Source organism: Blastococcus sp. CT_GayMR16 (genome assembly GCF_004570875.1).
Classification (GTDB): domain Bacteria; phylum Actinomycetota; class Actinomycetes; order Mycobacteriales; family Geodermatophilaceae; genus Blastococcus_B.
In genome coordinates this window covers 143467-167653 of sequence record NZ_SPQK01000001.1, presented here as the reverse complement: position 1 = coordinate 167653, position 24187 = coordinate 143467, and the positions used below count along the sequence as shown (strand labels likewise).

General features: G+C 69.0%; 15 protein-coding genes. 7 read left to right on the top strand and 8 right to left on the bottom strand.

What is annotated here, in order from left to right:
* The first annotated feature begins 7 nt into the window (after positions 1 to 7).
* Positions 8 to 1528, top strand: a complete 1521-nt coding sequence (locus tag E4P38_RS00830) for a TraG/TraD/VirD4 family protein (RefSeq protein ID WP_135129821.1) — start codon at positions 8 to 10, stop codon at positions 1526 to 1528.
* Positions 1529 to 3091: 1563 nt separating this feature from the next.
* Here E4P38_RS00830 and E4P38_RS00815 read toward each other — a convergent pair.
* The 4 genes from E4P38_RS00815 to mobF all read right to left on the bottom strand — a co-directional run bounded on the left by E4P38_RS00815 (position 3092) and on the right by mobF (position 15011).
* The gene (locus E4P38_RS00815) at positions 3092 to 5605 is read right to left on the bottom strand and encodes a DEAD/DEAH box helicase family protein (RefSeq protein ID WP_135129819.1); all 2514 of its coding nucleotides are present in this window, start codon (positions 5603 to 5605) and stop codon (positions 3092 to 3094) included.
* The gene (locus E4P38_RS00810; RefSeq protein ID WP_135129818.1) at positions 5605 to 7869 is read right to left on the bottom strand and encodes a site-specific DNA-methyltransferase; all 2265 of its coding nucleotides are present in this window, start codon (positions 7867 to 7869) and stop codon (positions 5605 to 5607) included. Before E4P38_RS00810 ends, E4P38_RS00815 begins: the two co-directional genes overlap by 1 nt.
* Before the next feature lie 304 nt (positions 7870 to 8173).
* Positions 8174 to 9274, bottom strand: coding sequence for a DUF3644 domain-containing protein (locus E4P38_RS00805; protein ID WP_209308857.1), 1101 nt, complete (start codon positions 9272 to 9274; stop codon positions 8174 to 8176).
* Between the two features lie 127 nt (positions 9275 to 9401).
* Positions 9402 to 15011, bottom strand: coding sequence for a MobF family relaxase (gene mobF / locus E4P38_RS00800; protein ID WP_245160738.1), 5610 nt, complete (start codon positions 15009 to 15011; stop codon positions 9402 to 9404).
* 219 nt (positions 15012 to 15230) lie between these two features.
* Between mobF and E4P38_RS23705 the strand changes: the two genes are divergently transcribed.
* From E4P38_RS23705 to E4P38_RS00770, 6 genes are all read left to right on the top strand, one after another.
* Positions 15231 to 15569 carry a hypothetical protein gene (locus tag E4P38_RS23705; RefSeq protein WP_135129816.1) on the top strand — a complete coding sequence of 113 codons (339 nt, stop codon included), beginning with the start codon at positions 15231 to 15233 and terminating at the stop codon, positions 15567 to 15569.
* A 197-nt stretch (positions 15570 to 15766) separates the two neighbouring features.
* The gene (locus E4P38_RS00790) at positions 15767 to 16150 is read left to right on the top strand and encodes a helix-turn-helix domain-containing protein (protein WP_135129815.1); all 384 of its coding nucleotides are present in this window, start codon (positions 15767 to 15769) and stop codon (positions 16148 to 16150) included.
* 494 nt (positions 16151 to 16644) lie between these two features.
* The gene (locus E4P38_RS00785) at positions 16645 to 16977 is read left to right on the top strand and encodes a hypothetical protein (RefSeq protein ID WP_135129814.1); all 333 of its coding nucleotides are present in this window, start codon (positions 16645 to 16647) and stop codon (positions 16975 to 16977) included.
* Positions 16978 to 17679: 702 nt separating this feature from the next.
* A complete protein-coding gene (locus E4P38_RS00780; RefSeq protein WP_135129813.1) occupies positions 17680 to 18141 on the top strand; it encodes a hypothetical protein in 462 nt (153 codons plus the stop codon).
* 287 nt (positions 18142 to 18428) lie between these two features.
* The gene (locus tag E4P38_RS00775; protein WP_135129812.1) at positions 18429 to 19985 is read left to right on the top strand and encodes an AMP-binding protein; all 1557 of its coding nucleotides are present in this window, start codon (positions 18429 to 18431) and stop codon (positions 19983 to 19985) included.
* Positions 19986 to 20013: 28 nt separating this feature from the next.
* Positions 20014 to 21033 (top strand): CaiB/BaiF CoA-transferase family protein, encoded by a 1020-nt coding sequence (locus E4P38_RS00770; RefSeq protein WP_167760381.1) that lies wholly within the window; start codon positions 20014 to 20016, stop codon positions 21031 to 21033.
* Here E4P38_RS00770 and E4P38_RS00765 read toward each other — a convergent pair.
* The 4 genes from E4P38_RS00765 to E4P38_RS00750 are packed head-to-tail and all read right to left on the bottom strand — an operon-like array spanning position 21024 to position 24125.
* On the bottom strand, positions 21024 to 21821 hold the full coding sequence (locus tag E4P38_RS00765) for an enoyl-CoA hydratase-related protein (RefSeq protein ID WP_135129810.1): 798 nt from the start codon (positions 21819 to 21821) through the stop codon (positions 21024 to 21026). The two genes, E4P38_RS00770 and E4P38_RS00765, sit on opposite strands and share 10 nt — an antisense overlap.
* Positions 21818 to 22729, bottom strand: coding sequence for an LLM class flavin-dependent oxidoreductase (locus E4P38_RS00760; protein WP_209308856.1), 912 nt, complete (start codon positions 22727 to 22729; stop codon positions 21818 to 21820). The genes E4P38_RS00765 and E4P38_RS00760 overlap by 4 nt, the downstream gene beginning before the upstream one ends.
* The gene (locus tag E4P38_RS00755) at positions 22726 to 23496 is read right to left on the bottom strand and encodes an SDR family oxidoreductase (protein ID WP_135129809.1); all 771 of its coding nucleotides are present in this window, start codon (positions 23494 to 23496) and stop codon (positions 22726 to 22728) included. The genes E4P38_RS00760 and E4P38_RS00755 overlap by 4 nt, the downstream gene beginning before the upstream one ends.
* Positions 23493 to 24125: a TetR/AcrR family transcriptional regulator gene (locus E4P38_RS00750; protein WP_135129808.1), complete on the bottom strand. Its 633-nt coding sequence runs from the start codon at positions 24123 to 24125 to the stop codon at positions 23493 to 23495. The genes E4P38_RS00755 and E4P38_RS00750 overlap by 4 nt, the downstream gene beginning before the upstream one ends.
* Positions 24126 to 24187: the final 62 nt, after the last annotated feature.

Sequence of the window (24187 nt, the reverse complement as noted above, 5' to 3'; positions counted from 1 at the left end):
GCATCGGATGCTCAAATCAGGGTTCGATCCGACCGACGTCGGCTGGCGGCTGGGCCGCTCCGTCCAGCCGCACGGGGTGGAACTGTGGTGCCGGTACGACCGCACTACCGGCGTCTACGGCGAGCAGGGGTCCGGCAAGACCCTCGACCTGCTGGCTCCCGCCCTACTGGCCCACCGCGGTGCCGGGCTGGCGACCTTGACCAAGGTCGACGACCTGCTGCTGACCGCCGGGCGGCGGCAGCGGCCTTCGCGCCCCGACGAGCCGCCGCGCCCGGTCGCGGTCCTCGATCCTTTCGGCGCCGCACCTGGGCTGCCGGAGCTGGTGTGGGATCCGGTCGCCGGCTGCGTCGATCCTCGGATCGCCGAGCGACGAGCCAGGGCGTTCGCTGCCGGCACCGTCGCCGGCGCGGTCACTGGAGGCCGGCAGGACAACGCCGCCCGGTTCTACGCCGCGGAGACAGCCAAGGTTCTGCAGGGATTCCTGCACGCGGCGGCACTCACCGGCCGCAGCCTGGAGAACGTCCTGGAATGGGTTGCCAACCCGGTCGCCGCCGAGCAGCCCGCCGAGATCCTGCAGCAGCATCCCCACGCAGCCCGGTTCTGGGACGGGCTGCTGATCGGCGCCCTACACGGCAGCCCGGACACCGTCGGCAACACGGTGACCACGGTCCAGCAGGCGATGGCGCTGTTCTTCCAGCCGAGCATCAGGGCTCGCTGCGTGCCTTCGCGCGGGCGGCCGACGACCGATCTGGCCGACCTGATCGCCCGGCAGGGAACGGTGTACCTACTCGGCCGGGAGGACCCCTACGCCTCGGCGGCACCGCTGATGACCGCGGTCGCCGAACACGTCCTCGACACCGCCCTGCACGTCGCCGCCACCTCGCCGCACGGGCGGCTGACGCCGTCCTTCCTGGCATGTCTCGACGAACTGCCGTCCACCACGCCGCTGCCGACCCTGCGGGTGCGGATGGCGAACGAGCGCGCGCTCGGTCTGTCGTTCATCTACGCCGCCCAGACCTGGAAACAGATAGTCGTCTCCTACGGCGAGGACGAGGCCCGCTCGCTGTTCGGGCTCACCAACAACCTCGTCATCTTCGGCGGCGGCAAGGACGTCCACTTCTACCGGGAACTGTCCGACCTGCTCGACGATGTGCGGATCAGCCGGCGGACCGTCACCGACGGGCCCGGCGGCATGGGCACGTCCCGCTCGGGCGAAGACGTGCGGGTGCTGCGGCCCGGCGACATCCGTCGCATCCCCGAGCGGCACGCCCTCGTCGTCGCAGGCACGGCGCCGCCGATCATCGCCCGGTTGCGACGCTGCCTGGACGGCAAGGACGGTCAGCAGCTCGGGGCCGAGCTTGACGCCGCCCGCGCGCGCGTCCGCCGTGCCCGCCCCGACGCCGACGACGTCGAGCAGCGCACGGTTGCCGCGCTGGCCTACGCCCGCGACCACCGGCTCGGCCCGAGCCGGCACGTTGTCCGGGCCGACCCGCTGGCCGCACCGCAGTCGGAGACGCGGTCCTGGTGATCGTCCTGCCGTTCCCACCGCCACCCCTCGCGGTGCTACATGCGCTTGAACTTCTGGGGAACGCGCGTCGAGGCGACCGAGGGGGAGCGGCCCAAGCCAGCGCCGTAGCAGACCTGGAACGCCCCTGGGAGCCGGCCGCCTGCACCGGGGAGCTGGGCACAGCCGTCTGGACCTGGTGTGACGACGTCGTCGCATGGATCAACCACGAGTACGCGTGGCGGCCCGCGCAGATGGTCCCAGTCTGCTGGCCCCACCACGCCCACATCGCCCGGGAACTGCCCGTGCTGGCGGTGCTGCGGTGGGAATCAGAGAACGCAGTAGGTCCCCAGCTGATGGAGGAATGGAACCGCTACGCCTTCCCGATGTTCTGCGACCGCATGGCGCAACGGCTCGGGGAGAGCACCTGCCGCACCGGCCGGCACCAGGACTGGCCAGCCGAAGGCCGCTACACTGCCTCCCTCGACGCCTCCCCTCGATGATCAGCGCAGAAGCCAACGGCGCACCGCGAGGGCGCGGGCCGCCAAGGGCCCTCCCACCAGCCGGGTCCCTGGGTGGAGGTCTGGCTGAGCAGCCCGCGATTCGCCGTCTACCTTGCCGCCACCGGCCCCGATCGGGACCGGGCGCTGTACGAGTGAAACGCCCAGTTCAGTGCCGCGCGGCTCCACGACTTGGCGCACGTGGAGGTCGGTTGCGCCACGCCTAATACGCCAACCTGTCCGCTCGCTGGCCCCGGCCGCTGCATTGGACGCTGGCTGCAGACACCGTCTTCGCTCCGGTCTATCGCACGAAGGGACGACGCCGCGCCGACGTCAACGACAAGCCCCCGGGACAGCCTGCGCCATGCGGTCACCAACGCCGGCGGCCGGAACGCCCCGCCAGATCGTCGCCGAGCTCCTGTTCGGCTTCTGGCGCTAAGTCGACATGTCGACCTCATCCGTCGACGCGCACGTACGTTAGCCGACGGGCTTCGATTCTCTCCGCAATGTGCAGTCACTGGCCCCCACCCGCGGTGTGGGGGACCAAGCTTGACTCTCTCTTTGGATTCTGTCAGTCTCTCAGTATCCAAAGTGAAAGAGAGGAAAGTAGCCATGCGCCGAGTGGAAATTGATGAGCAGGTGTACGAGAGGCTCGCCCAGCACGCGGTCGGCTTCGAGACTCCAAACGACGTTCTTCGGCGCCTTGTCTTGACGGACGAGCTGCATGTCTCCGGCAATGGCGCGGCGGCCGACAGCACCCGCCCTGCAGCTGCAGTGCCTCCGAGCCCGCCGACGCCGCTACCGGGAGCTCTCCAGTTCCTTGTTGCGGCAGGGGCCGTGAAGCCGGGAGATGGACTGGTGCATCGTCAGGTTCGAAAGGGTCGGAGCTTGGCTGGCCAGGTAGATGAGCACGGGTGTATCCGAACTGACCTTGGGCACTACCGCGAGCCCTCGCCGGCGTTGAGAGATCTAGTGGGGACGCAGATCGATGGCTGGGCGTATTGGACGCACGAACCGTCAGGGAAGACGCTGCGACGGCTCCGAGAGGAGAACGGCGGCAAGCCGCGCGGTCGGCGGCGGTAGGCCTCTACCGGCCGAATCCCTTCATGTGACCCCACGAGCCGGCTGCGTCGTCGACGTCATCCTCAGACAGCAGGAGGTACCGCCACTTGCCGTCGGCCTGACCCGAATTGTTAACCGTGTTGGCCCACGTCAGGGCGGCGCGCCGCTTGGCGACCACCTCGGCGGAAGTCATCTCGCGGTTCATCTTGGTCTCGACCAGCCAGCAGGTCCTCTGGTCGTCGATCTCCTCGATGACCACGAGGTCAGGGTTGTACTCCCGTCCTTCGATGGTCCACATGATCGGGATGTCGCCACGGTGCAGGCGGGCCCACACGATCACGTTCTGATCGTCGTCGACCGCTCGGGCCGCCTTGAACTCGGGGGAGGAGTCAAACCACGCGAACTCGTAGAGGTTCCTCATCCACCCGTTGAAGGCGACCCCGCGTCGGAACGTGCCCTCGTGGCTTTGCTCGTGGAAGCGCTGAACCTTGCGAATTTTGTCGAGGTTCGCCACGCGTACCTCATCGGAAAACGTAACGTCCGCGGCCGAATACCGCCGCAACTGGTTGGCGATCTCGTCCTGCAGGCGACGCGCGGCGCGGTCGAAGTACGCGGATAGGTTCCCCTCTGCTGACACTCCCATCGCGTCGACGACCGTCTGCACGATGGACTTTGCGGCTGCAACCTCCCCGGACCTGCGCTCAACGCCTCGGACCTGCATAACCCGCTCAACAAGATTGCGCCGCAACTCCTCCAGCGGTAGGTCGAAGGACATGGCTTCGACGTCGCCTTCAGCACGTCTCGTCACGATCCGGCCCTGCTCGGCTTCGAGAAGCGTCCGGCGAAGCGTGCTGCCCCCCTCCTGAGTCAGCGTGGCGCCAAGTTGCGTGAACGGCGTCAAGTCGTGCACCTGATTGAGGGAAACGGCACGGGGCTGCGGGACTCGTTCCACATACGGGATTTGAATGGGTGCCCGCTCAACGAGTGGACTGTGCTCACGCGTCTCGTTGGCTGCCTCGTTAGCCCGCTCCTCCGCCTGCCGCACGCGCTCCTCGAACGACTGGACCGTGGCGGCCGGAGAGTCGCGTTCGGCGCCGGTGTTGTCCTCCGACGTCTCGGCGTCCCCCGTGGACTCGGTGCTCGCCGAGGGCTCGGTGGTCTCCCGTTCGTGCGGGTCGGCGAACGTGAGTGGCGCCTCATCGGTTTGCCTACGCGCGACCGTGCGGCCGTCGCCTGTCTGCCGGGCAGCGAAGTAGACCCGGTGATCGACGAAGGCCCTGTTGAGTGATTCGCGACGCCGCAGCAGGTCCTCGTAGCGCTCGTGTGCCAAGACCTCGACCGTATCGAGCATCTCGTCGTAGGTGTACGACCCGAACGGGAGCCTCATTCCGCGCCCGAGCGTCTGCTCGGTGAGTACGTCGGAGACGGACGGACGCATGGACGCGATGACATAGACGTTCTTGACGTCCCAGCCCTCTTTGAGCATGCCGACGGCCAGGATGATGCGGACCGGTGAGTTTGGGTCCTCGACCGCGTCCAGCGCTGCGAGGGCGTCCTCCTTTGCGTCACCACTCAGTTCGGAGTGGACAAGAAGCGTCGTTCCGATCCACTGGCCGCCGTCAAATGACTGCGAGTCGATCATGTCGCGGAACTCCTCGGCCCGCTCAATGCCCTCCGCGATCACCAGCATCACGGGGTTGACCAACGGCAGATCGTTCTCCACGCAGTGAGCGTGGGCAACCCGCGCCTTAGCTTTGAGAAGCGTCACGCCATCGAGCAACTTTGTGCGATCGTCGTGGCGGTCATCCTGGCGCGCTACGAGCACAGGGGTTTTAACGTACTTGTCCTCGATCGCAGCCGAAAGCGGATACCGGTAGATCACGATGCCCTCGTCGGCCCGGTCGGGGGTCGCGGTTACACCTACGACGACCTCTGGGGTGAGGTTGCGGATAGTGCGTGAGAAGGCGGCCCCGCGGTAGCAGTGGTGCTCGTCGGCGAGGATCACGAGGTCGTCGAGATTCGCCAAGAACTCGTAGAAGGATCCGCCGAGTGTTTCCTGATACTCGTGCGTCGCCCTGCCGTCGCCGGTGGCGGAAGTCAACGCCTGTACGGTGAAGATATACAACTTCGTACGGCCGGGATCGCGCATCACGGCAAGCGTGGCGGGACTCGAAAAGTTGTCCTTTGTCACGACGTACGGATCCGACCGCAACAATTGCGTAATCGACTTCGCGTGCCCCGGGGTGAAGTTGTTGACGGACTTGTCTCGGATGGTCCGTCCGGGAGCCAGTAACAGAAAATTCCGGGCGGGGTCGGCGGCGCCGGCCAGATACTCCATGATCCCAGCCATGATGTAGGTCTTCCCCACGCCGGTGGCGGAATCAACGATCATCTCAAGAGGGCTCTCGCCGCCCTCTACGTCGTAGTGCTGCGAGATAACGTTCACGACTGACTCAAGAGCGAGTGCATTTGGGTCGCGGAGGGTGAGTCGGTGACGAACCTCAGCCACGAGATTGCTGTCGACATTCAGGTCCGGCATCACGCCTCCTCGGCATTCCCGTCGATGGCGCTCAATTCAGCAACCCGGCGCCTCTTGAACGGTGAACCCTTTGCGGCCTTATGTCGGTACGAGTCGAGGACCGAGTCGGGGATCGCCTCCAGTCGGGAGCCAGGACGCTCGCGCCGAAGCTTCGTGACAGCCTCGTCGTCGTACTGCGTCGCCCATACCTGCACGACTTCACCTGAAGGCACTTGGTCCAGTATTGAGGCCACAGTGCCCCCTCCTACGAGGCCGTCGATGACGACGTAGCGGACGCTCCCCTTGTGCGCAGCAAAGATTCCGTTCGGCTCGTAACGGACCTCCAATTGCGCGCACATCGCCTTCGCAAGTTCGCCCCGCGTAGCCCAGTCCGCTAGGACGATGACCCCGTCGATCTCCTCGAACATGGAGGGACCGACCTCGAGGTGGGCAAAGCCACCGCCGCCGTGCCACATTGTCGTCTTGCGGTCTGCGGTCGCCGTGCGCTGCAGGATGGCCGAGCGAACAGTCTTCGTGATGTCCAGCGCTGTCAGTTCAGCCGCGGCGACCTTGCGTAGAAGGGCTGTGAGCACCTTGGTCTCTGCCTCGTCTAGCGGACTGTCGCCAAACTTCTTCGCCGCGCGGAGAACCTTCTGGAGCTCCCTATCAAGCGAGATCGTGAGCGGGGAAGGCGGCTCGACCGGCTGGTCAGGCTCATCTTCGACCAGATCGAGGTCGTCCACGTCCGCGGGCTCGTCCTCGTCGAGCGGCTCGTCCTCCAAGGGCTCGTCTGCTGTTCGGAGCACCTTCCGGAGCACCTTCTGGAACTTCTGGGCGTCTTCCGGTTCGACACCTGGCGGAAGCGATACTCCAGCGGCTGCGACACGCTCCTTCACGACCGTCACACCTCCTGGGTCGCCCCCGTTAACCAACTTGACGAGGCGGGGCTTGGTGTAGGTATTGACCGTCGAGGGGAGTAGTTCGCTCGTTATCCAGCGTCGACCCATCTTGTGTGCGACGGCGGCGGTGGTGCCGGAGCCGGCGAAGCAATCCAGGACGATGTCGCCGGGGTCAGTCGCGAGGTGAATCACTCGTTGAATCAGGCGCTCCGGCTTGGGAGTGTTGAAAGGATTAATGCCGGGAAAAAGCCGCTTAGTCTCGGCTTTGGAGTTTCGGTTCGAACCAACTACATTAAACGGCCAGAAGGTTCTGGGGACTAGCCCTTCGGGCTTGTAGCCCTTGACCTGAATCAGTGTGCCCTCATTTATGAAGTAGACCTCGGGGAGGACGCCGTCCTGCTTCTCAGTCGCCATGAGCTGAGCCTCGTCAGGCTCCACATCAAGCAACATGGCTTCGACGTCTCGCATATCACCGATCGGTAGATCGCAGATTCTCGCACGGTCTTCGGCGTCGTCGAGAAGGACGCGCTTATAGGGGGCCCACTCGTTTAGTGCGGCCCACATCCGCTCCTCTCCCAGACGCCAACACCCACTGGGGGGCGGGTAGAGAAGCTCTCCGGTGAACGGCGACTGGACCGCGTACACCATGCCCTGGTGGGTCTTCGCTCCCGGGGCGTGACCGGGTTTGGGCAGCCAAGGGTGTGGGTCACCATCAGGGCTGCTGTAGATCGCATCCTGAGCGGCTCGACGGGGGAGCCTGTTGGGACGCCAATTCTCCGACCTCGAGTAGACGAGGAGGTAGTCCTGGTCCGTCGAGAACTGCTTGGCATCGTTCCGACTCGTGTCGGCCTTGCCCCAAATGACCGTCCCAACAAAATTCTCTGGACCAAGTTCTTCGTCCATGACGGCCCGACAACGGTGCACCTCGGCGTCGTCGAGGTGCACCCATATCGACGCGTCCGCGGCCAGAAGGGGCTTGATCTGTCGGAGGCGATCTCGCAGCAATGTGAGCCAGATTGAGTGCTTGATATTGTCTTCGTAGTTATCGAAGGTCTTGCCCGTGTTGAACGGCGGGTCGACGTATACAAGCTTCACTTTATTGACGTACTTCTCCGCGTACTCGGGAATCTTGTTGAGCGCATCTAGTACGTGCATCGCGTCACCCGTAATGAGCAAGTTGTCGTCGGTGGGCTCCGGCAACCCGTCCGGCCTATCGCCAGGAGTCGGCGCCTCGACGCGATCAACGAAATGCAGCAGTCGAATCTCTGAGACTCGGTAATCGGACGTCTCAACGAAGGTGTAGTCGTACTGCCCATCTCCCGTGGACAGAATGGCCTTGTCCTTGTCGGTCCACGTAAGTTCGAGTCCGCCATTGTGCTTTGCCACTACTCATCCGTTCCAGTCAGCTGGCTGCCGTACATCACGCGTTGGAGATCCGAAGCCTTCACGGGGGAGCGTCAGTAACCCCGCCCCGAGTCCGGCTCGCCAGCTAACCACGCTGTTCAGCGTTGGCCGCGCCGACTCTCGGACGCCTGGTGGGGCCGACCCCGTGAGCCTGGCTTCTGGCCCCACACTTGCCCGCAGGCGGCCGGCGGGCCGGTGCGGGCGACCGGTAGGAGACCTTGAGTGACGAAGGTCCACCCCGTCCGACGACGGTTAGCCTCCGTGGTGTCGGCGGAGGGCCGTCTCGTCACGGTCTGCCAGCCAGGCAGCCCGCCACCGAGCACGTCTCGTCCTTCTTGCTTGCACGGGGGTGATGAGCTTGCCAGATGGTTTTCATGTCGGCCGTCTTCTTCGCCTCCCGCATCCGGGTGAACGCGTTGTCGGAGTACGCACGATGCTTCGATTGGCCGAAGACGAAGTCGTGGAAGCACTTGGTGTCCTTGTCAACGGCCAGGTGCACACGCAGCGCGGCACTCTTGGGGCCGGTGAGTCCGAGATCTTCCGCCAGTTTCGTGGCGGTGCGATGGAACTTCTTCTGAAGGTCGACCTCGCGGATTCCGGCAGCCTCCTGGGCCTCGTCAGCCAAGTAGCGCACCGGTGCGCCGTGGGTCTTGGTGAAGTGCACTGTCACATTGATGCCTGCGCCCTCCACCGAGGTCCCGAGTCCCTCAAGCTTGGGAAAGACCTCGGCGCGGCTCTTCTTCAGGCGGATGCCCTTCTCCACCCGATCCACGTCCCGGCTAGACACGCGCGTGTCCTCGTCATTGTGAGCCTCCATCGCCAGGAGCGTGCGGATTCGGGCTCGGGCCCGCTCGCGCGCCCGGCGGCCGGGCTTGAGGAGCGCGGCGATCTGGCTGAACTCCTCGTCCAGGAGCAGCGTCAGCTCCTTCGGTGCGTCGGTCGAGATGGGCAGCACGCGTGTAGGCAGAAAGCTGGCCAACTGCTCTCGGAAGACTCGATCGAGGACCTCGTCGAAGATCGTTACGCCGGCTCGGGCGTACCGGTAGAGAATCTGCTCGCTGACCTCGTTGAACCAGTGCTGTTCGTCATCCCTCATCGCGTCGATTGCACGAAGGGTGCCCGCGTCCTCGGCGGTCAGCTTGATGGCTGCATGCCCTTCCGCCTGGCTAAGGCATGACTCGAACCCGATCGAACGCCCGGTCCGCTTGTCGAAGACCTTTGCGCCGTTCTGCACCAGGGCAGACTTCAGAAGCATCTCGAACGAGTGCTGGAGGCTCAGGAGGACCTGCGTCACCCGCCCCACGTCACTCGGTGAGTTAAACGCCGTCGTGGCCACGGTGATCGAGGAGATCGCCTTGTCGTGCAGCACCTGGGCGTCCCGTTTCACCCATGCATCGTGCGGTCCCAGTCAAGCGGGAAAGCCGAAATCCATGGAAGAGAGGCTGCGGAAGCCAATGGGAGGCGTGGCGTCGCCCGCATCCGAGATGGCCTAGAACTGTCGGAATGCTCAGGTGTCACATCCGTTGGCGTGCCCGCGGCCGAGCTGGGACGCGAGGATGTCGGCCCGCGGATGCAGCCCGCTCGGCTGCGTGCGCGCTATCGGTCAGCGTCCCCGACGCTGCCTCCGCGGCGGACTTCACGGGCGCGGAGGGTTCCATCCTCGCGTCAGTGGCCAGCTCGGACAGCTGGCCAGCGATCAGTGTCCGTGCCGGCACGTGCGCACCCTCTGTCCGAGCTCGAGCGGCGTTGAAGACTTCCGACAGCGCGATGTCGGGCGCGATGCCGGTGCTGGCCACCACTCGAGTGAGGTGCGCCGGCCAACTGGTTGACGGGACGGCGGCGATGACCTTCGCGGCGCGGCGGACGGCGTGCACTTGGCCTTCGACGGTGTCCAGCCGGTCGGCGTAGACGGCGACGCGGGCGTCGATGAGCGCGCTGGCCAGGCTGGGGGAGGCCGCGAGGGCCTGACGCAGAGCGGGTGGTCCGGCTGTCTGCAGCAGCTCGGCAGGGTCTTTGCCACTCTGGATGGCGAGGCTGCGGGGGTCGTCGCCACGGGCGGTGAGCTGCCAGAAGATGCGCTGGGCGGCCTGCTGTCCGGCCCGGTCGGCGTCCGTGGCGACGATGACGCCGGGCTTTCCGTCGCCGCGGAATGGGCGAAGCGCCTCGGCCTGTGCGTCGGTGAAGGCGGTGCCCAGTGGGGCGATGCCGACGTAGTCGCCCTCGCTGGCGAGGGTGACTGCCAGCGCGTCGAGGGGACCCTCAACGATGACCGGGACGGCGCCGGTGGCCAGCGCGGCGGCCCCTTCAGTCAGGCCGTACAGCTCGTGGCCCTTGGTGAACAGGTAGGTCTCGGGCGTGTTGAGGTACTTGGGGACGGCGTGGCCTCCGTCCTGGTCGTGGTCAGGATTGCGGCGGCCGATCCAGCCGTGGATCTCCGCGCCGTCGCGGATGGCGAAGACGAGCCGGTCGCGGAAGCGGTCGATGACCCGGCCGGTGGAGGCGTAGATGCCGAGGCCGGCGGCGACGATCTCGGCGTCGGTGGCGCCGAGGCGGCGCAGGTGACTGGTTAGCGCGGTCCAGCTGTCGGGGGCGTAGCCGACGGTGAACCGGTCCTCTCCCGTCAGATCGGTGCCGAGCCGGTCGGTGAGGTAGGCGGGTGCCCAGGATTCGCGGTATCTGGCGCTGAAGAAGTCGGCGGCCTGCTGGTTGAGCTCCAAGAGACGGTTCCGGTCAAAGCGAACTCCCTCTTCGTCAGCCCGGTCGGCTGCGGCTCGGTGACTCGTGTCGGCGGCCCGGCGGTCGCGTTCTGTAGCGACGGGGTGCTCGTCAGCGGCCGCGTCGTCGCCGTCCAGATCCTCATGGAAAAGTTCGGCGTCGTCGGGCTCAACCAGGCCGGCCAGCCAGTCGTCGTCGGCAACTCCGTCCGCAATGGGCAGCTGCTCGAGGTCGGCCGGCGGCGTCGGCGCGTGGGCGCGTGCGGCGGACGCCGGGTCGGTGAGCACGCCGACGCGCCAGACCAGGGCGGTGGCAAGCTCGTCAGGGCGCAGTTGGTCGTCGTCGGGATGACCGGCGCGCAGCAGGTCATGGGCCGTGGACAGCACCTGGTCGGGCTGCCAGCCGGCGCGGCGGGCGGCGGTGACGGCGGCGACCAGCGCGGGCCAGGCAGGGTCGGCGACAACACGCTCGGCGGCGGCAGGGCCGACGATGTCGGCCAGGACCGGGGTCCAGTCCGGGCGCAGCGTCTCGGAAGCGGAGGCACCGGTGGCGGTCATCGCGGCGGGGGAGAGGTGCCCGCACAGTCGCCACCACAGCGCCGCGGCGGGCTGCTCGTCCGGCAGGGGATGTTCGGCCGCGACGGCGCGGGTAAGGGCGGTGATGTCGATGCCGGCGCGGTCGGCGGCGGCGAGCCGCTCGGCCAAGACTGGCCAGTAGGGATCGCCGGCGATGCGTGGGTCGATGCTGTCGACGAGCGGTGCCCAGCGTGCGGTGAGCGTGCGTCCATCGCCGAGCAGCCGCGTGACGCGGTCGTCAAGCGCCCGCTGGGTTCGGGCGTCCGCGGCGCGCGGCAGCGCCGGGCCGGTGGGACGGCGGTCGGCGTCGTCAACGCCGTGGGCGGTGCGCCAGACGGCGAGGTCGGCGACCAGCTGGGGATCGCGGTCGATGAGCGGAAGCGCCCACACTGGGGCGCTGGTCGGGGTCCAGGCGCGTGCACGGGAGGCGACGTCAGCGGCCGGTGAGCTGACCTGGTCGGCGGAGTTGGCGAGGTAGTCGCCCCACTCGAGGTCGTCGCCCAGCGTCTTCGGAAGGGCGGGCAGCCACGGCAGGGGGCCGGTCCCGGCAGAGTGGCGGCCGGTGGGGTCGATACGCCAGTCCAGGACCGCGGCCACATCATGGGCGTCGTCCAGACGTCGATCCGAGGCCAGTGCCTGCCGGAGGACGCCGGCGGGATCGCGACCGGCAACGGCGCACAGCGCCAGGTGCGCGCGCAGGACGGGGTAGGCAGCCTGCGTGGTCAGGCCCGGCACCGCGGCGTCGGCGGCGGCGTCGACGGCCTCGAGCGCCGCCAGGCCTAGGCGGTCCTCCGCGGCGGTGTTAAGCGCGTCGTAGTACCGATCTGCGGCGCAGGCGAGGAGAGCGGCGGGATCGGCCAGCGCGCGGGCCTGGCCGGTCGCCGAGCTCGGGGCGCCGTCGCGAGCGAGCACACGAGTCAGGACGTCGACGGCGGTGGGCGGCAGCAGCGCGTCGCGGGTGATCACGCTGTGCGGGTCGCCGTTGCCGGCGGTGGTGAGGAAGAGGTGGTTGGCGTGCCGGCCGCGGGTCAGGGCGACGTAGAGCAGCTGGCGGGACTCCTCACCGGTGGCGACGGTGTAGCAGGTGTCGGCGGTGAGGCCTTGTGCGCCGTGCACGGTGGTGGCGTAGCCGAGGCTGACGCGGTCGGCGACGTAGTCGGCAGGCAGGGTGAGGCGCCGTCCGGTTCGCTGGTGGACGACGTCGAGGGCGCCGGTGTCGCGGACGGCAGTGACCGTGAACCGGTCGCCGTTCTTGACCCAGTCGGTGGCGCTGATCCGAAGGGCGCGGTCGTTGCGGCGGGTAATGACCGCTTCGCCGGCGGAGGCTTGTGAGGCGTCGGCGAGGGTGACCTGGGGTCCGACCGGGCCGTTCTGCTGGGCGAGGCGGTCGCGGCGGGCGCGGGTGTTGAGTTCGGCGACCAGCTCGCGGGTGGGCGCCAGCATGATGGCGTCGCGCCCGGCGGCTCGGTCGGCCGACCAGGCGGTGTAGGCGTCGTCGGTGACCGTGGCCAGGTCGCCGACGTGCACCCGTCCGTGATCGATGTAGTAGGCAAGGGCGGCCGGGTCGCCGTCGCGCAGCGCCAGGGACGCGGCGCCTTCGGAGTGGTCCGGGGCGCCGGTTTCGGGGTCGGTGAAGCGCAGTACCTGCGAGAGGGTGACGGCGCCGTGGGTGGCGATGATGTCGCGCAGCACTCCGCCGGCGCCGATCGCGGCCAGCTGCTGGTCGTCGCCGATCAGCCGGACCGACCCGCCGGCCTCGGTGACGAACGCGATCGCCCGGGCCAGGTCGGGAGTGCTGGCCATGCCGGCCTCGTCGACGACCACGAGGCTGTCCGGGCCGATGCGCTCGACCCACGGCGGGACGGCGTTGCCGGGGGCCAGTGCGTGGATCAGCTTTGCGAGGGTGTCGGTGTCGGTGCCGACTTCTTCACCCAGCACCGCGGCCGCCGCCGCCGAGGGAGCCAGGCCGACGACGTTCCCGCCGTCAGCCCGCCATGCCGCGGACAGCGCACGCAGGGCGGTGGTCTTGCCGGTGCCTGCCGGGGCCAGTGCCAGTTGTACCCGGGTGCCGGAGGTGGCCAGCTCGCGGACGAGCTGAACCTGGCCGGGGTTGAGCTCGACCCGGTTGGCGGTGGACTCCAGCAGCGCGACGTCGACGGCCGCCGTCGGCAGCACGCGTCCGTCGCGGCGTCCGGCCGCGGCGAGGATGGTGCGCTCGGCGGCGAGGATCGCGGTCGAGGTGTACAGCGTCGAGCCGGCCACGGTGTAGACGGAGCTGCCGTCCGAGCGGCGCAGCGCCGGGGGTTCGGTCACCGGTTCGCGGCTGCCCATCGGCGTCGACAGCGACAGCGCTCTGTCGACGACGGCGTCGACAGCTCGGTCGAGGTCGGTCAGCCGGATCGCGGCGGCGCGGGCCTGCCGCTCCGCTTCGGCGCGGACGTGGTTCACCTGCCAGGTAGCGCGCGAGCTCTGCACCGCCGACAGCACGTGAGCGGCGGTCTGGTCGACCCACCTATCCGTCGGGAGCTTCGGCAGGGGTCCGCGGCGGGGGGCGAGTGCCTCGTGGAGGTAGTCACGCAGGCCGCTCTCCCCGCCCAGCACCGCCAGCGCCTCGGTGCGCCAGGCGGCGCGCTGCTCGACGTAGGAGCGGGGCTGGTGCTTGCGCTGCCGGGTCTCCAGGTTGGCCCGCTGCGCCAGCGACACGGCCTCCTTCGGCGTCGGCGGCCGCCCGTGGTCGGCCTGGAACTGTGCCGACAGCGCCGCGCGGCGGGTATCGATCGACGCTCGCCGCGAGGACCAAAGCCTGGGCAGCTCGCCGTCTACACCGACGATCTCCCGCACCGTCCGCTTGCTCGGATCGGCGCCGGGGCGGTCGGCGAAGCGGACGCCGAGCCGCTCGGTGAGCAGGGCCTGCAGGCGGGTGTTGTACCGCTCGGAGGCCGTGACGTTGTTCTTGTATAGCAGCCGACCGTCCAGCGCCAGCCACCGCCCGTCGCGGGTCTGCACCTTGTTGCTGACGGCCACGTGGGTGTGCAGATCCGGGTCGCCGGCGCGCGAGTCGCGGTGGGTGAACGCCGCCGCGATCAGCCCGCGCACCTCCACCTGCGCCACTCCGTTTCGGCCCGTGCGGGTGTAGGCGGCGTGGTCCTCCAACCAGGTCAGGGTGTCTGCCACCGCGTCGGCGTGCGCCTGCTCGATGACGGCTGCGACTTCTGGTGGAGCGATCGCCCACAGTGTGGAGACGCTCTTGACCGGACTGAACGCCAGGTCGTACCCGGCGACCGCGGTGGTGGCCTGCCGGGAGATGCGGGCCAGATGACCGGACAGCTCACGGGCGTCGGCCGGCGGACGGCCGTAGGTCTCGGCGAACATCGCCGAGGCCAGCTCGGTGCGGATGCGGGCTCGTTCCTCGGCCGGCATGGGGGTGTCGGCGGACAGGCCGAGCGCGGTGTTGCGGTCGCGGAACGCCCCTGCCGAGCGACGGTGGAACATGTTGGCCTGCTCGTGAATGCGGTAGGGCGCGCCCAGGCGGCTGGCCTGATCGACCTGCTGCGGGTTCTTCCCGGCCAGCTGCGCGTCGCGCTCGATCTGGTCGGCGTTCGGGTGCCGCCCCTCCCCGAACAACGCGACCATCTGCGCCTCGGTGACCCGATCACCCACCGGAAAATCGGGCACGGCGGCAAGCCCGCGTCCCATCCAGACGCCCGGAGCCTCGCCCTTCTCGCTGTAGTACGCGCCCAGGTTGTCGAAGCCTCGGGTCGTGGCGTCGTGCGCAGCCACCTGGCGGGTCAGATACGTGTATCCGTCCCCCGCAGTGAGCTTGTGCAGCGTCATCACGACCCGAGAGTCGCGAGCACCTATGCCATGGTCCGGCCCCTCGGAGCATCGAGAGGGGCGGTTCGGGCCGTGATGCATGAGGTGTGTCAGGTCGGAGGGGGCGGGGTGACGCCTGCTGCGGTGCCGGGCTGCTGGGGGTGACGCTCGGGTCGAGAGCCGTGTCATGAGGCCGTGTGATGATCCGGCGGTCGGTCTGCTGGACGAGCGGAGGAAGCGGTGGCCAGAACAGTGAGTCGGCAGGCGGCGGCGCTGACGAAGGCGCGGGAGCGACGACGGGCGCTGGACGCCGCCCGCGATGAACACGACCGTCGGATCGAGCAGGCGACAGCGGAGGCGCTGGTGGCCCTGGAGGCGCGAAGCGAGGCCGAGCAAGCCTTGGCGGCGGCGACGGCGGCGCTCGGCGAGACGCTGCGCACGTTGCTCGCCGAGGGCGTGCCGGCCGAGCGGGCGGCCGGGCTACTGGAGCTGGACACCGCCGAGGTTCGGCGGCTGATGAAGGCGGCCGACCGGCCGTCGCCCGCTGCCGCGAAGCCGGTCGCGACGCTGACTTCCTGACGGCCGCAGCCGGAGCCGGAGCCGCCCGAGTGGCGCACGGGCTGTTGAGGTGACTTGAGCGGTGCTACCGAGCGGTCGGGGACTCGCAGGCCGTGCCACCATCGGGAGCGCTGGAGCTACCCGGCGCGGCGTCATCGAGATCGAGGACTGCGACGAACCGGTGGTGACGAACTCACGGCCGATGCGAAGATGCGCCGGTGGGGCACTTCTCCAGCGACCGGCTGCGGCACGCTCGGCTCGCCGCCGGGTTGACCCGCGAAGACCTCGCCCAGACGGCTGGCGTGCGCTCGGCCGACCGGATCCGGGACTGGGAGCGGGGCGCGCATGCGCCACAGGCGCGGTACGTGCCGCGGCTGGCGGCTGCCCTCGGGGTTGACCCGGTCGTTCTGTACGACGTCGACCCGGCCCGGCCTCCGCTGCGGGTACTGCGCTTGGCCCGCGGCCTGTCCCTGCAGCAGCTGGCCGAGCTGGCGGGTGTGCCGATCATGACTTGCCAGCGCATCGAGCAGGGCCTGGGCCACCGGCACGACCTGACGGCGCTGAACCGGGTATCCCGCGTTCTCGGCATCCCTGCCGGCTAGTCGATCGGCGGGGCCGCGTCCCGCTGCTGCACTACCGGAAGACCGCCCCCGGCGGCAAGAAGAGCAGCCCCTTGGATGGCCTCCACCTCAACGCCTGGCCAGCCGAGTGGTCCGCCGAGTCCACAGATCTCCTGACCTTGCTTGCGCGCCTGGTCGACGCCGAACCGGCCCAGCAGGACCTGCTCCATCGAGTCCTCGCCGGCCCCCTGCTGACCCGCTCAACGCTGATGGGACACGGTGTGAACTGGCCGGTGACGTCAGCCGATCGCAGGCCCCGACTTCGCGAGCCCCGTAGCGACGGAGCCATCGTCGGATCGCCTGTTCTAGGAGATCGTTTCCCGTGATCAGCACGGCAACGGCCGTCCCGCTGGGGTACACCCGAGGGCAACCTCTACGACCTCGACGAGCTGCCCGCGGTCGTGGCTCGCCGCGCGGGTAAGACCGACGACGCCTCGGTGACCAAGGGGCGAGCGGGTCGCTGGACGGAGCGACACGTGACCACCCCCAGCCCCGTGGGCGTCACCCGCAATCGCGGCCCTCGGTTCCGCGGCGGCCTGATCGGTGCCGGTGCGGCCGCCTGTGCCGTCTGCTGCGCCGCACCACTGCTCACACTGCTCGGCATCGGCGTCACCGGGGCGGCCGCCACCGCGCTCACTCTGGCCTTCGCCAGCCTGGCCTTCGGGGTCGTGGTGGCCGGAGCGACCCTCGCGGCGATTGTGGTCCGCCGCCGGCAAGCCCGGCGCAAGGCGTGCGCTGATGGCGCCGCGGCTTCGGCCATGGGTGCCGTGCCCGTCCAAGTGCTCGGCACCCCGCCCGATCCCTTCTGAGCACTGCCGCTGTCCGGGCCCGCTGAGCCGGGCCAGCTGGTGAACGTGCGATCGGAGCACCTCGTGGAACTGCGGTTCGGATGGTTGTCTGGAAATGGGTTCCGGTTATGTCGTCAGACTTGGGCCCATCGAGCTCGTGCCTCAACCGTGCCACAAGCACCGGACAGGTCCGGTGGTCCCGGGCCAACCGGGGCGGCAAGACTGAGGCACGAAGGCAGCGCCAATAGCCGGCTGAGCTGGACAGACGGGCATACGGGCTGGCCAGTACCTGGAGTGGGTGACCGGGATCGGGCCGGCATGGCCAGCTTGGAAGGCTTGGGAGCCGGAGCGCCATCTTTGCTGGTCGGCGCCAAGTCGAGCCCCGGCCGTGCCCTCCGCGTGCCTCAGTGCACACGGCGACAGGAAGAGCGGTTCCTCGCTGTCGCTCGGCCGCTACCAGTCGAATGCCGCAGTTCGTTGCTGCAACCGCGGCCGCGCTCGGGCGGCGGGGCTACAAGTGGCTGGCCCGCTGACGGGCCGAGAGACCAGCCGGGCTGTCGGACCGGCCAAGTCGCGCGCACCGGGTACCAGGCAAGACGCCGCCCGCGCTCGAGACCCAGGTGCTGGCGCTGCGCTCGCAGCGCAAGCTGGGGCCGGCCCGGATCGCGCCGCTGGTTGGACTGGCGCCGTCGACGGTGCACGCAGTGCTGCAGCCGGCACGGCATGCACCGGCTGGCCTGGTTGGACCGGCCGACCGGGGAGCTGTTCCGCCGCTGCGAGCGCGCCCACCCGGGCGAGTTGGTGCACGTCGACGTCAAGAACCTCGCCGTCATCCGTCCCGGTGGTGGCTGGCGCGTCCACGGCAAAGGCTTGGCCCAGCACAACCACACCCGCACCGAGCAGCTGGCCGGCCGTCAGGTTGGCTACAACTACGTGCACAGCTGTCGAAGGGACGGATGTAGGCCGCCCAATTCGTCGGCCGGCTGGCTGCACACCTACAACCATCACCGCAGCCACACCGCGCTCGGCGGACAGCCCCCATCAGCCGTCTCGCCGTCAACAACGCTGCTGGGCAATACACCTATCGGGCGACGTGGGGGGGGGACGTGGCCGTGGATGTCGCCGGTGATGGCGATCGAGGTGTGGCCGAGGATCACGTCCAGCTTCAGCGAACACCGCGGGTGAGCGTGAGGCTGCCTGAGTGCCGCAGCGTGTGCAGCCTGGCGTGCGGCAGCCCGCCCTGGCGGCGGCCTGCCCGGCAGCGCCGGTCGAGTGCGACTCCGGCGACGAGCATGGCCGGAAGGAACGGCGCCGACCCGAACGCCCGTCAAGGCACGAAACTCAACCCGCCGTTCGGTTACCGCCTCATGCGACGGAAACCGATTCGACAGTTGACGGAAACATGCTCGTGCCCCTAGCGTCGCTTCTTGCGCGGACCACCGACATCGCAGGGTCGATCTCAGGGAGAACGCATGGCCGTTCTGGTGCACGACTTCGTCTACTCGGCAGTGCAACGGTTCAAGGACCGGCTGGCCCTGGTCGACGACCGCGGGACGACCACGTACACGGAGATGTGGGACCGGAGCTGCCGGCTGGCCGGGGCGCTGGTGGAGCTCGGTGTCCAGCCGGGGGACCGCGTCGTGGCGCTGATGAACAACTGCAGCGAGTGGGTCGAGATCGACAACGCCGTGTCGATGATCGGCGCCGTGCGCGGGCGCCTGAACTCCCGGGACTCTTCCCGGGAGTTCACCTTCGTGCTCGAGGACGTGACGCCGACGGTCGTCATCACCGGGCCGGAGTTCACGGCACAGGTGCAGCAACTGGTCGACACCGGCGCCGTGCCGAAGATGCGCGTCGTCGGTCTCCGGGACAGTGGCGACTACGAGCAGCTGGTTGCCGAAGCCAAGCCGTACCAGCCCGAACCCCTCGGGGAGGACGAGCCCTACCTCGTCTTCCACACGTCCGGCACGACCGGCCGCTACAAGGGTGCTGTGTACAGCCACCGCAACTGGGTGAACACCTACCGAAACATCCTGGCGACCATCATGGGCGAGGTCGGACCGGATTCGGCCCTCCTCCATGTCGGTCCGCTGTCGCACCAGTCCGGGATCCTCACCTCCCCGGCCCTGTTCCGGGGGGCCCGGTCGGTGATGATGTCCCAGTTCGACCCGGAACGGTTCTTCGAGCTGGTGGAACAGGAGCGGATCACCCACACGATCCTCGCGCCCGCGATCATCAATGCGCTGGCGAGCCATCCCGCTGCCGCGTCGAGCGACCTCAGTAGCCTGCGCTGCATCTACTACTCGGGTGCGCCCATTGCGCCGACGGTGCTGCGCAGGGCCATCGACGTGTTCGGCCCGATCTTCCTCCAGGGCTACGGCTCCACGGAGGGCGGCACGATCTACAACACGATCCTGTACCCCGACGAGCACGTCGAGGCGCTCAAGAGCCACCCGGAGCGGCTGAGCTCCTGCGGCCGGCCGAACCCCTTCTTCGATGTGCGGATCGCCGACCCGGACGGCAACCCGGTCGCTGTCGGTGAGATCGGGGAGCTGATGGTCCGCGGCGACGCCGTGTCGCAGGCCTACTGGAACCAGCCGGAAGCGACCGCCGCCGTCTACGTCGACGGATGGTTCCGCATGGGTGACCTGGCGACCCAGGACGCCGACGGGTACATCACGATCGTCGACCGCAAGAACGACATGCTGATCAGCGGCGGGCTGAACGTCTACCCGCGGGAGGTCGAGGACGTCATCGCGGCCCACCCCGCGGTCAACGAGGTCGCCGTCGTGGGGGTGCCCCACGAGAAGTGGGGGGAGGCGGTGATGGCGTGCGTGTCCCTGCTTCCGGACGCGACGCTCACCCTGGAGGAACTGCAGCAGCACTGTCGCGACGCCGGCCTGGCCAACTACAAGAAGCCCCTCTTCCTCGAGGTCGTGGCGGAGATCCCGAAGACGGCGGTGGGCAAGGTCTTCCGCCGCGCCCTTCGCGAGCCGCACTGGGAGGGGCACGATCGCCGCGTCGGCTGAGCCGGCACCACCTCCGCTCCTGGGAGGTGTGCGGGTCATCGACTTCAGCTCGAACCTGCCCGGTCCGTACGCGACGCTGCTCCTGGCGCAACTCGGTGCTGACGTGGTCAAGGTCGAGCCGCCGGGCGGTGACCCGGCACGGGCGTTCCCCCGCCTGTTCGCAGCGGTCAACCAGGGCAAGACCAGCGAGTGCCTCGACCTCAAGAGCGAGGCCGGCCGCGCCCGCGGGCGCGAGTTGGTGAGGGACGCCGCTGTCGTCGTCGAGGGATGGCGCCCGGGTGTCGCGGCCCGGCTCGGTCTGGGGTACGGCGACGTCCGGGGCGAGTACCCGGACTCGGTGTACGTCTCGATCTCCGGCTACGGGCAGACGGGGGACCGGGCCGGTGCTCCCGGTCACGACGTGAACTACCAGGCGGAGGCCGGGATCCTGGCCGTCGACCCGACGCACGTGCCCGCCGTTCCCGTGCTGCCCGTGGCCGACATGGCGTCGGGGCTGTTCGCGGCCTTCGCCGCGTGCGCTGCCCTGTTCGCCGTCGCCCGCGGCCAGGGCGGCCGGTTCATCGATGTCTCGATGACCGATGTCGCGCTGACGTGGACGCTGCCCCGGCTCGACCTCGCGGACGGGGGCGACGTCTTCACGAGAACGCCCCACTACGGCGTCTACGCCTGTTCTGACGGACGGGCTCTGGCGCTCGGCATCGTGCACGAGCAGCACTTCTGGCGCGGTTTCTGTCAGGTTGTGGGGCTCGACGACCTGGCGGGGGCGACGTACGAGCAGCGGTGTGACGATCCGCGCCTTCGCGCGGTCGTCGCGGATGCGGTCGCCGGGTGGCCGAGGGACGAACTGCTGGCACGGCTACAGGCGGCCGACGTGCCGGCCAGCGCCGTCCGCATGCCCTGGGAGGCGGTGGGCGCGGAGGCCTTCGCGCACCGGGGGACGGTCCATCGAACCGCCGGCACGGCGACGATCGGCCACCCTGCGCAGTACACCCCCGGCGGCGGCGGCGCCGCCGGGCCGCTGGCCGCCGCGCCCGCGGCTCAGCGGTAGCCGGAGAACCGCGGGGGCCGCCGCTCGGTGAACGCCGCGACGCCTTCGCCGGCCTCGTCCGTGGCCATGTAGAGGTCCAGCGTGTCGAGGGCGAGCTGGGCCCGCCCGGCGATCGCCTCACTGGCGGCGTTGAAGGAGTGCTTGAGCACCTTGAGGGCCGTCGGGCTCTTGCTCAGCATTCCGTCCGCCCAGCGCCGTACCTCGGGCCGCAACTCGGCGAGAGGGACGACAGCGTTCACCAGACCCCAGTCGAGAGCGGTGTGCGCGTCGTACTGCTCGCACAGGTACCAGATCTGGCGCGCACGCTTCTCGCCGACGACCCGCACGAGGTACGCGGTGCCGAAACCCGCGTCGAACGACCCCACGTTCGGCCCGACCTGGCCGAAGCGGGCGTTGTCGCTCGCGATGGTCAGGTCGCACAGCAGGTGCAGCACGTGCCCGCCGCCGATGGCGAGGCCGTTCACGGCGGCGATGACGGGCTTCGGCACGTCGCGGAGCACGCGGTGCATCGACTCGAGTTCGAACAGGCCTGAGCGGCTCGGGCCGTAGTCACCGGTGAGCTGACGCTGCTTCACGTCGCCGCCGGAGCTGAACGCCTTGTCGCCTGCACCGGTGAGCGCCAGAACCCCCACGGAGGGATCTGCCCACGCGCGTTTCACGCAGTCGACGATCTCCTCGATGGTGCGGTTGCGGAATGCGTTGTAGCGCTCCGGCCGGTTGATGGTGATCCACGCGAGGCCGTCGTCGACCTCGTACACGACGTCGGTGAGGTCCGGCTGTCCCGTCATCGCAGGTCGCCCTTGCGCAGACGCGCCATCACGGGCGCCAGCAGGTCGTACTGCCGGTGGTGGTCGACGGCGGCGGGATGCAGCAGCAACTCCTCGACGCCGCTCGCGACGAGGCCGGCCAGGTGTGCCGTGACCTCGTCAGCGGTGCCGACTGCGACGTAGCGCTCGACCTTCTCGAAAGGAAGCCGGTACTGCCCGCTCACGAACGCCGCAGCCTCGTCGCGGCCGGTGTCGTCCTCGCTCACGTGCACGAAGACGTGCAGACCGACGCGCGGCACGGGACGGTTCTCCTGCTCGGCGAGCTGATGCAGCTGCTCGCGCGCCTGGAGCACACGACGCTCGTCTCCCCACATCCCGAGCCACCCATGGCCGAACCGCACGGCCCGCCGCAGTGCCCGCTCGCTGCGGCCGCCGATCCAGACCGGTGGCATGCCACCGGTCGGGAGCAGGGCGGGAACCTGCAGGTCGTAGGGCGCGGGGACGGTGGCGCGCCGGCCAGAAAGGAGATCCGGCAGGGCGCCGAGGACGGCGTCGCTCCGTTGACCGCGTTCCTGCGTCGGCACCCCGCCGGCCGCCCACTCCTCGGGGTTCTCGCCGCCCACGCCGATGCCCAGGACGACCCGCCCCCCGGACACGGCCTGCAGGGAGGACACCTGCTTGGCCGCCCAGGCAGGCTGCCGCAGCGCGAGGAGCATCACGCCGAAGCCGAGTCGGACCCGCTCCGTGACCGCGGCCGCCATGGCGAGCGTCACGGTCGCCTCCACGACAGGTGTGTGGAAGGCGAGGTGATCACCGGCCCACACGACGTCGGCGCCCACGCGTTCCAGGTGGCGGGCCGCGGCGGGGATGTCGGCGGTGCCGGTTCCGACCGGGTCCGCGATGGGCAGCATCACGCCGAGGGCGGTCACCACCCCGCCGCCAGTCCGCCGTCCACCACGAGTGTCTGGCCCGTGAGGTAGGACGATGCCGGCGCCGCGAGCAGGAGAAGGGCGCCATCCATGTCTTCCGGGACCCCCCACCTGCGCGCGGCCACACGGCGGAGCACGCGCTTGTCGAAATTCGGGTCGGCTCGCAGGTCGGCGACCATGTCGGTGTCGACCCAACCCGGGCAGAGGGCGTTGACCGTGACTCCTCTGCTCGCCCACTCGACGGCCAGCGACCGCGTCAGGCCGTTGAGCCCTGCTTTCGATGCCGCGTAGGGGGCGGCCCAGGCGTCGCCCACCAGGCTCAGGACGCTGCTGACGTTGATCACGCGCCCCCAGCCCCGGTCCAGCATCCCGGCGGCCAGCGCGCGCGTGAGGGTGAAGACGCTCCGCAGGTTGACGTCGAGTACGGCGTCCCAGTCCTCCGTCCGCAGCTCGAGAGCAGGGGCGGGACGGGACAGGCCGGCGTTGTTGACTAGGATGTCGGCGCCACCCCACGCGTCGGCGACCGCCGCCGCCACCTCGTCGACACCGGCCTCGCTCCTCAGGTCGGCCGGCACCACGAGGGGCACGTTCGTGAGTGTCTTCGCGACCTGGTGGAGCTGGTCCTCGCTGCGGGCGACCAGTGCCACCGTCGCCCCGGCCGCGTCGAGCGCCTGGGCCGCGCGAGCGCCTATGCCCCGGCTGGCGCCGGTGACCACGGCGCGTCGCCCCGCGAGACCGAAGAGGTCGTCGAGCAACGCCGAGCTCATGGAGCGGGTGGACGGAACAGTCTCAACAGGCTCGCCGCCGTCGTCTCATACATCGTCTCGTAGTCCTTCTTCCTCTTCGCCCGGAACCAGACGGGCACGTAGTTCATGGCGCCGTGCAGGCAGTGCACCGCCGTCGACTCGTCCTCGACGACGAACTCACCGCTGGCGATGCCGTCGCGGATGACCGTGCGGAAGGCCTCGTCGTGCTCCTTGCGCAGTTCCTTGGTGCGCTCGCGGTAGGACTCCGGCCAGTCCAGGGGTTGCAGGAACAGCTGTGCCATCTGCGGGTGCTCGCGCACGATGCTGTCGAGCTGCACCCGGATGAGTGCCGTCAGCCGCTCGCTGGCAGTTCCTTCGCGGTTCTGCGCGGTCGCCATCAGCCGGTCGTTGACCAGTTTCCCGACCCACTCGAGACAAGCAGTGACGAGTTCGTCCTTGCTCGGGAAGTAGTGGTAGAGCGAGGCCTTCGTGAGGTCCAGCCGCTCGGCGATCTCGTCGAGGTTCGTCTGGTGGTAGCCGCGCTCGGCGAGCACGTCCGCGGTAGCCGTCAGGATGTCCAGCACCTTCCGGTTACGACGTCGTTCGACCCTGCCCGGACCCTCTTCGTCGACAACTTCAACCGTGGACACGTCTACTCCTCAACTGAACGCCGGGTTGCAGCGAGGCTTGCCCAGCCGACAGCCACGGGCAA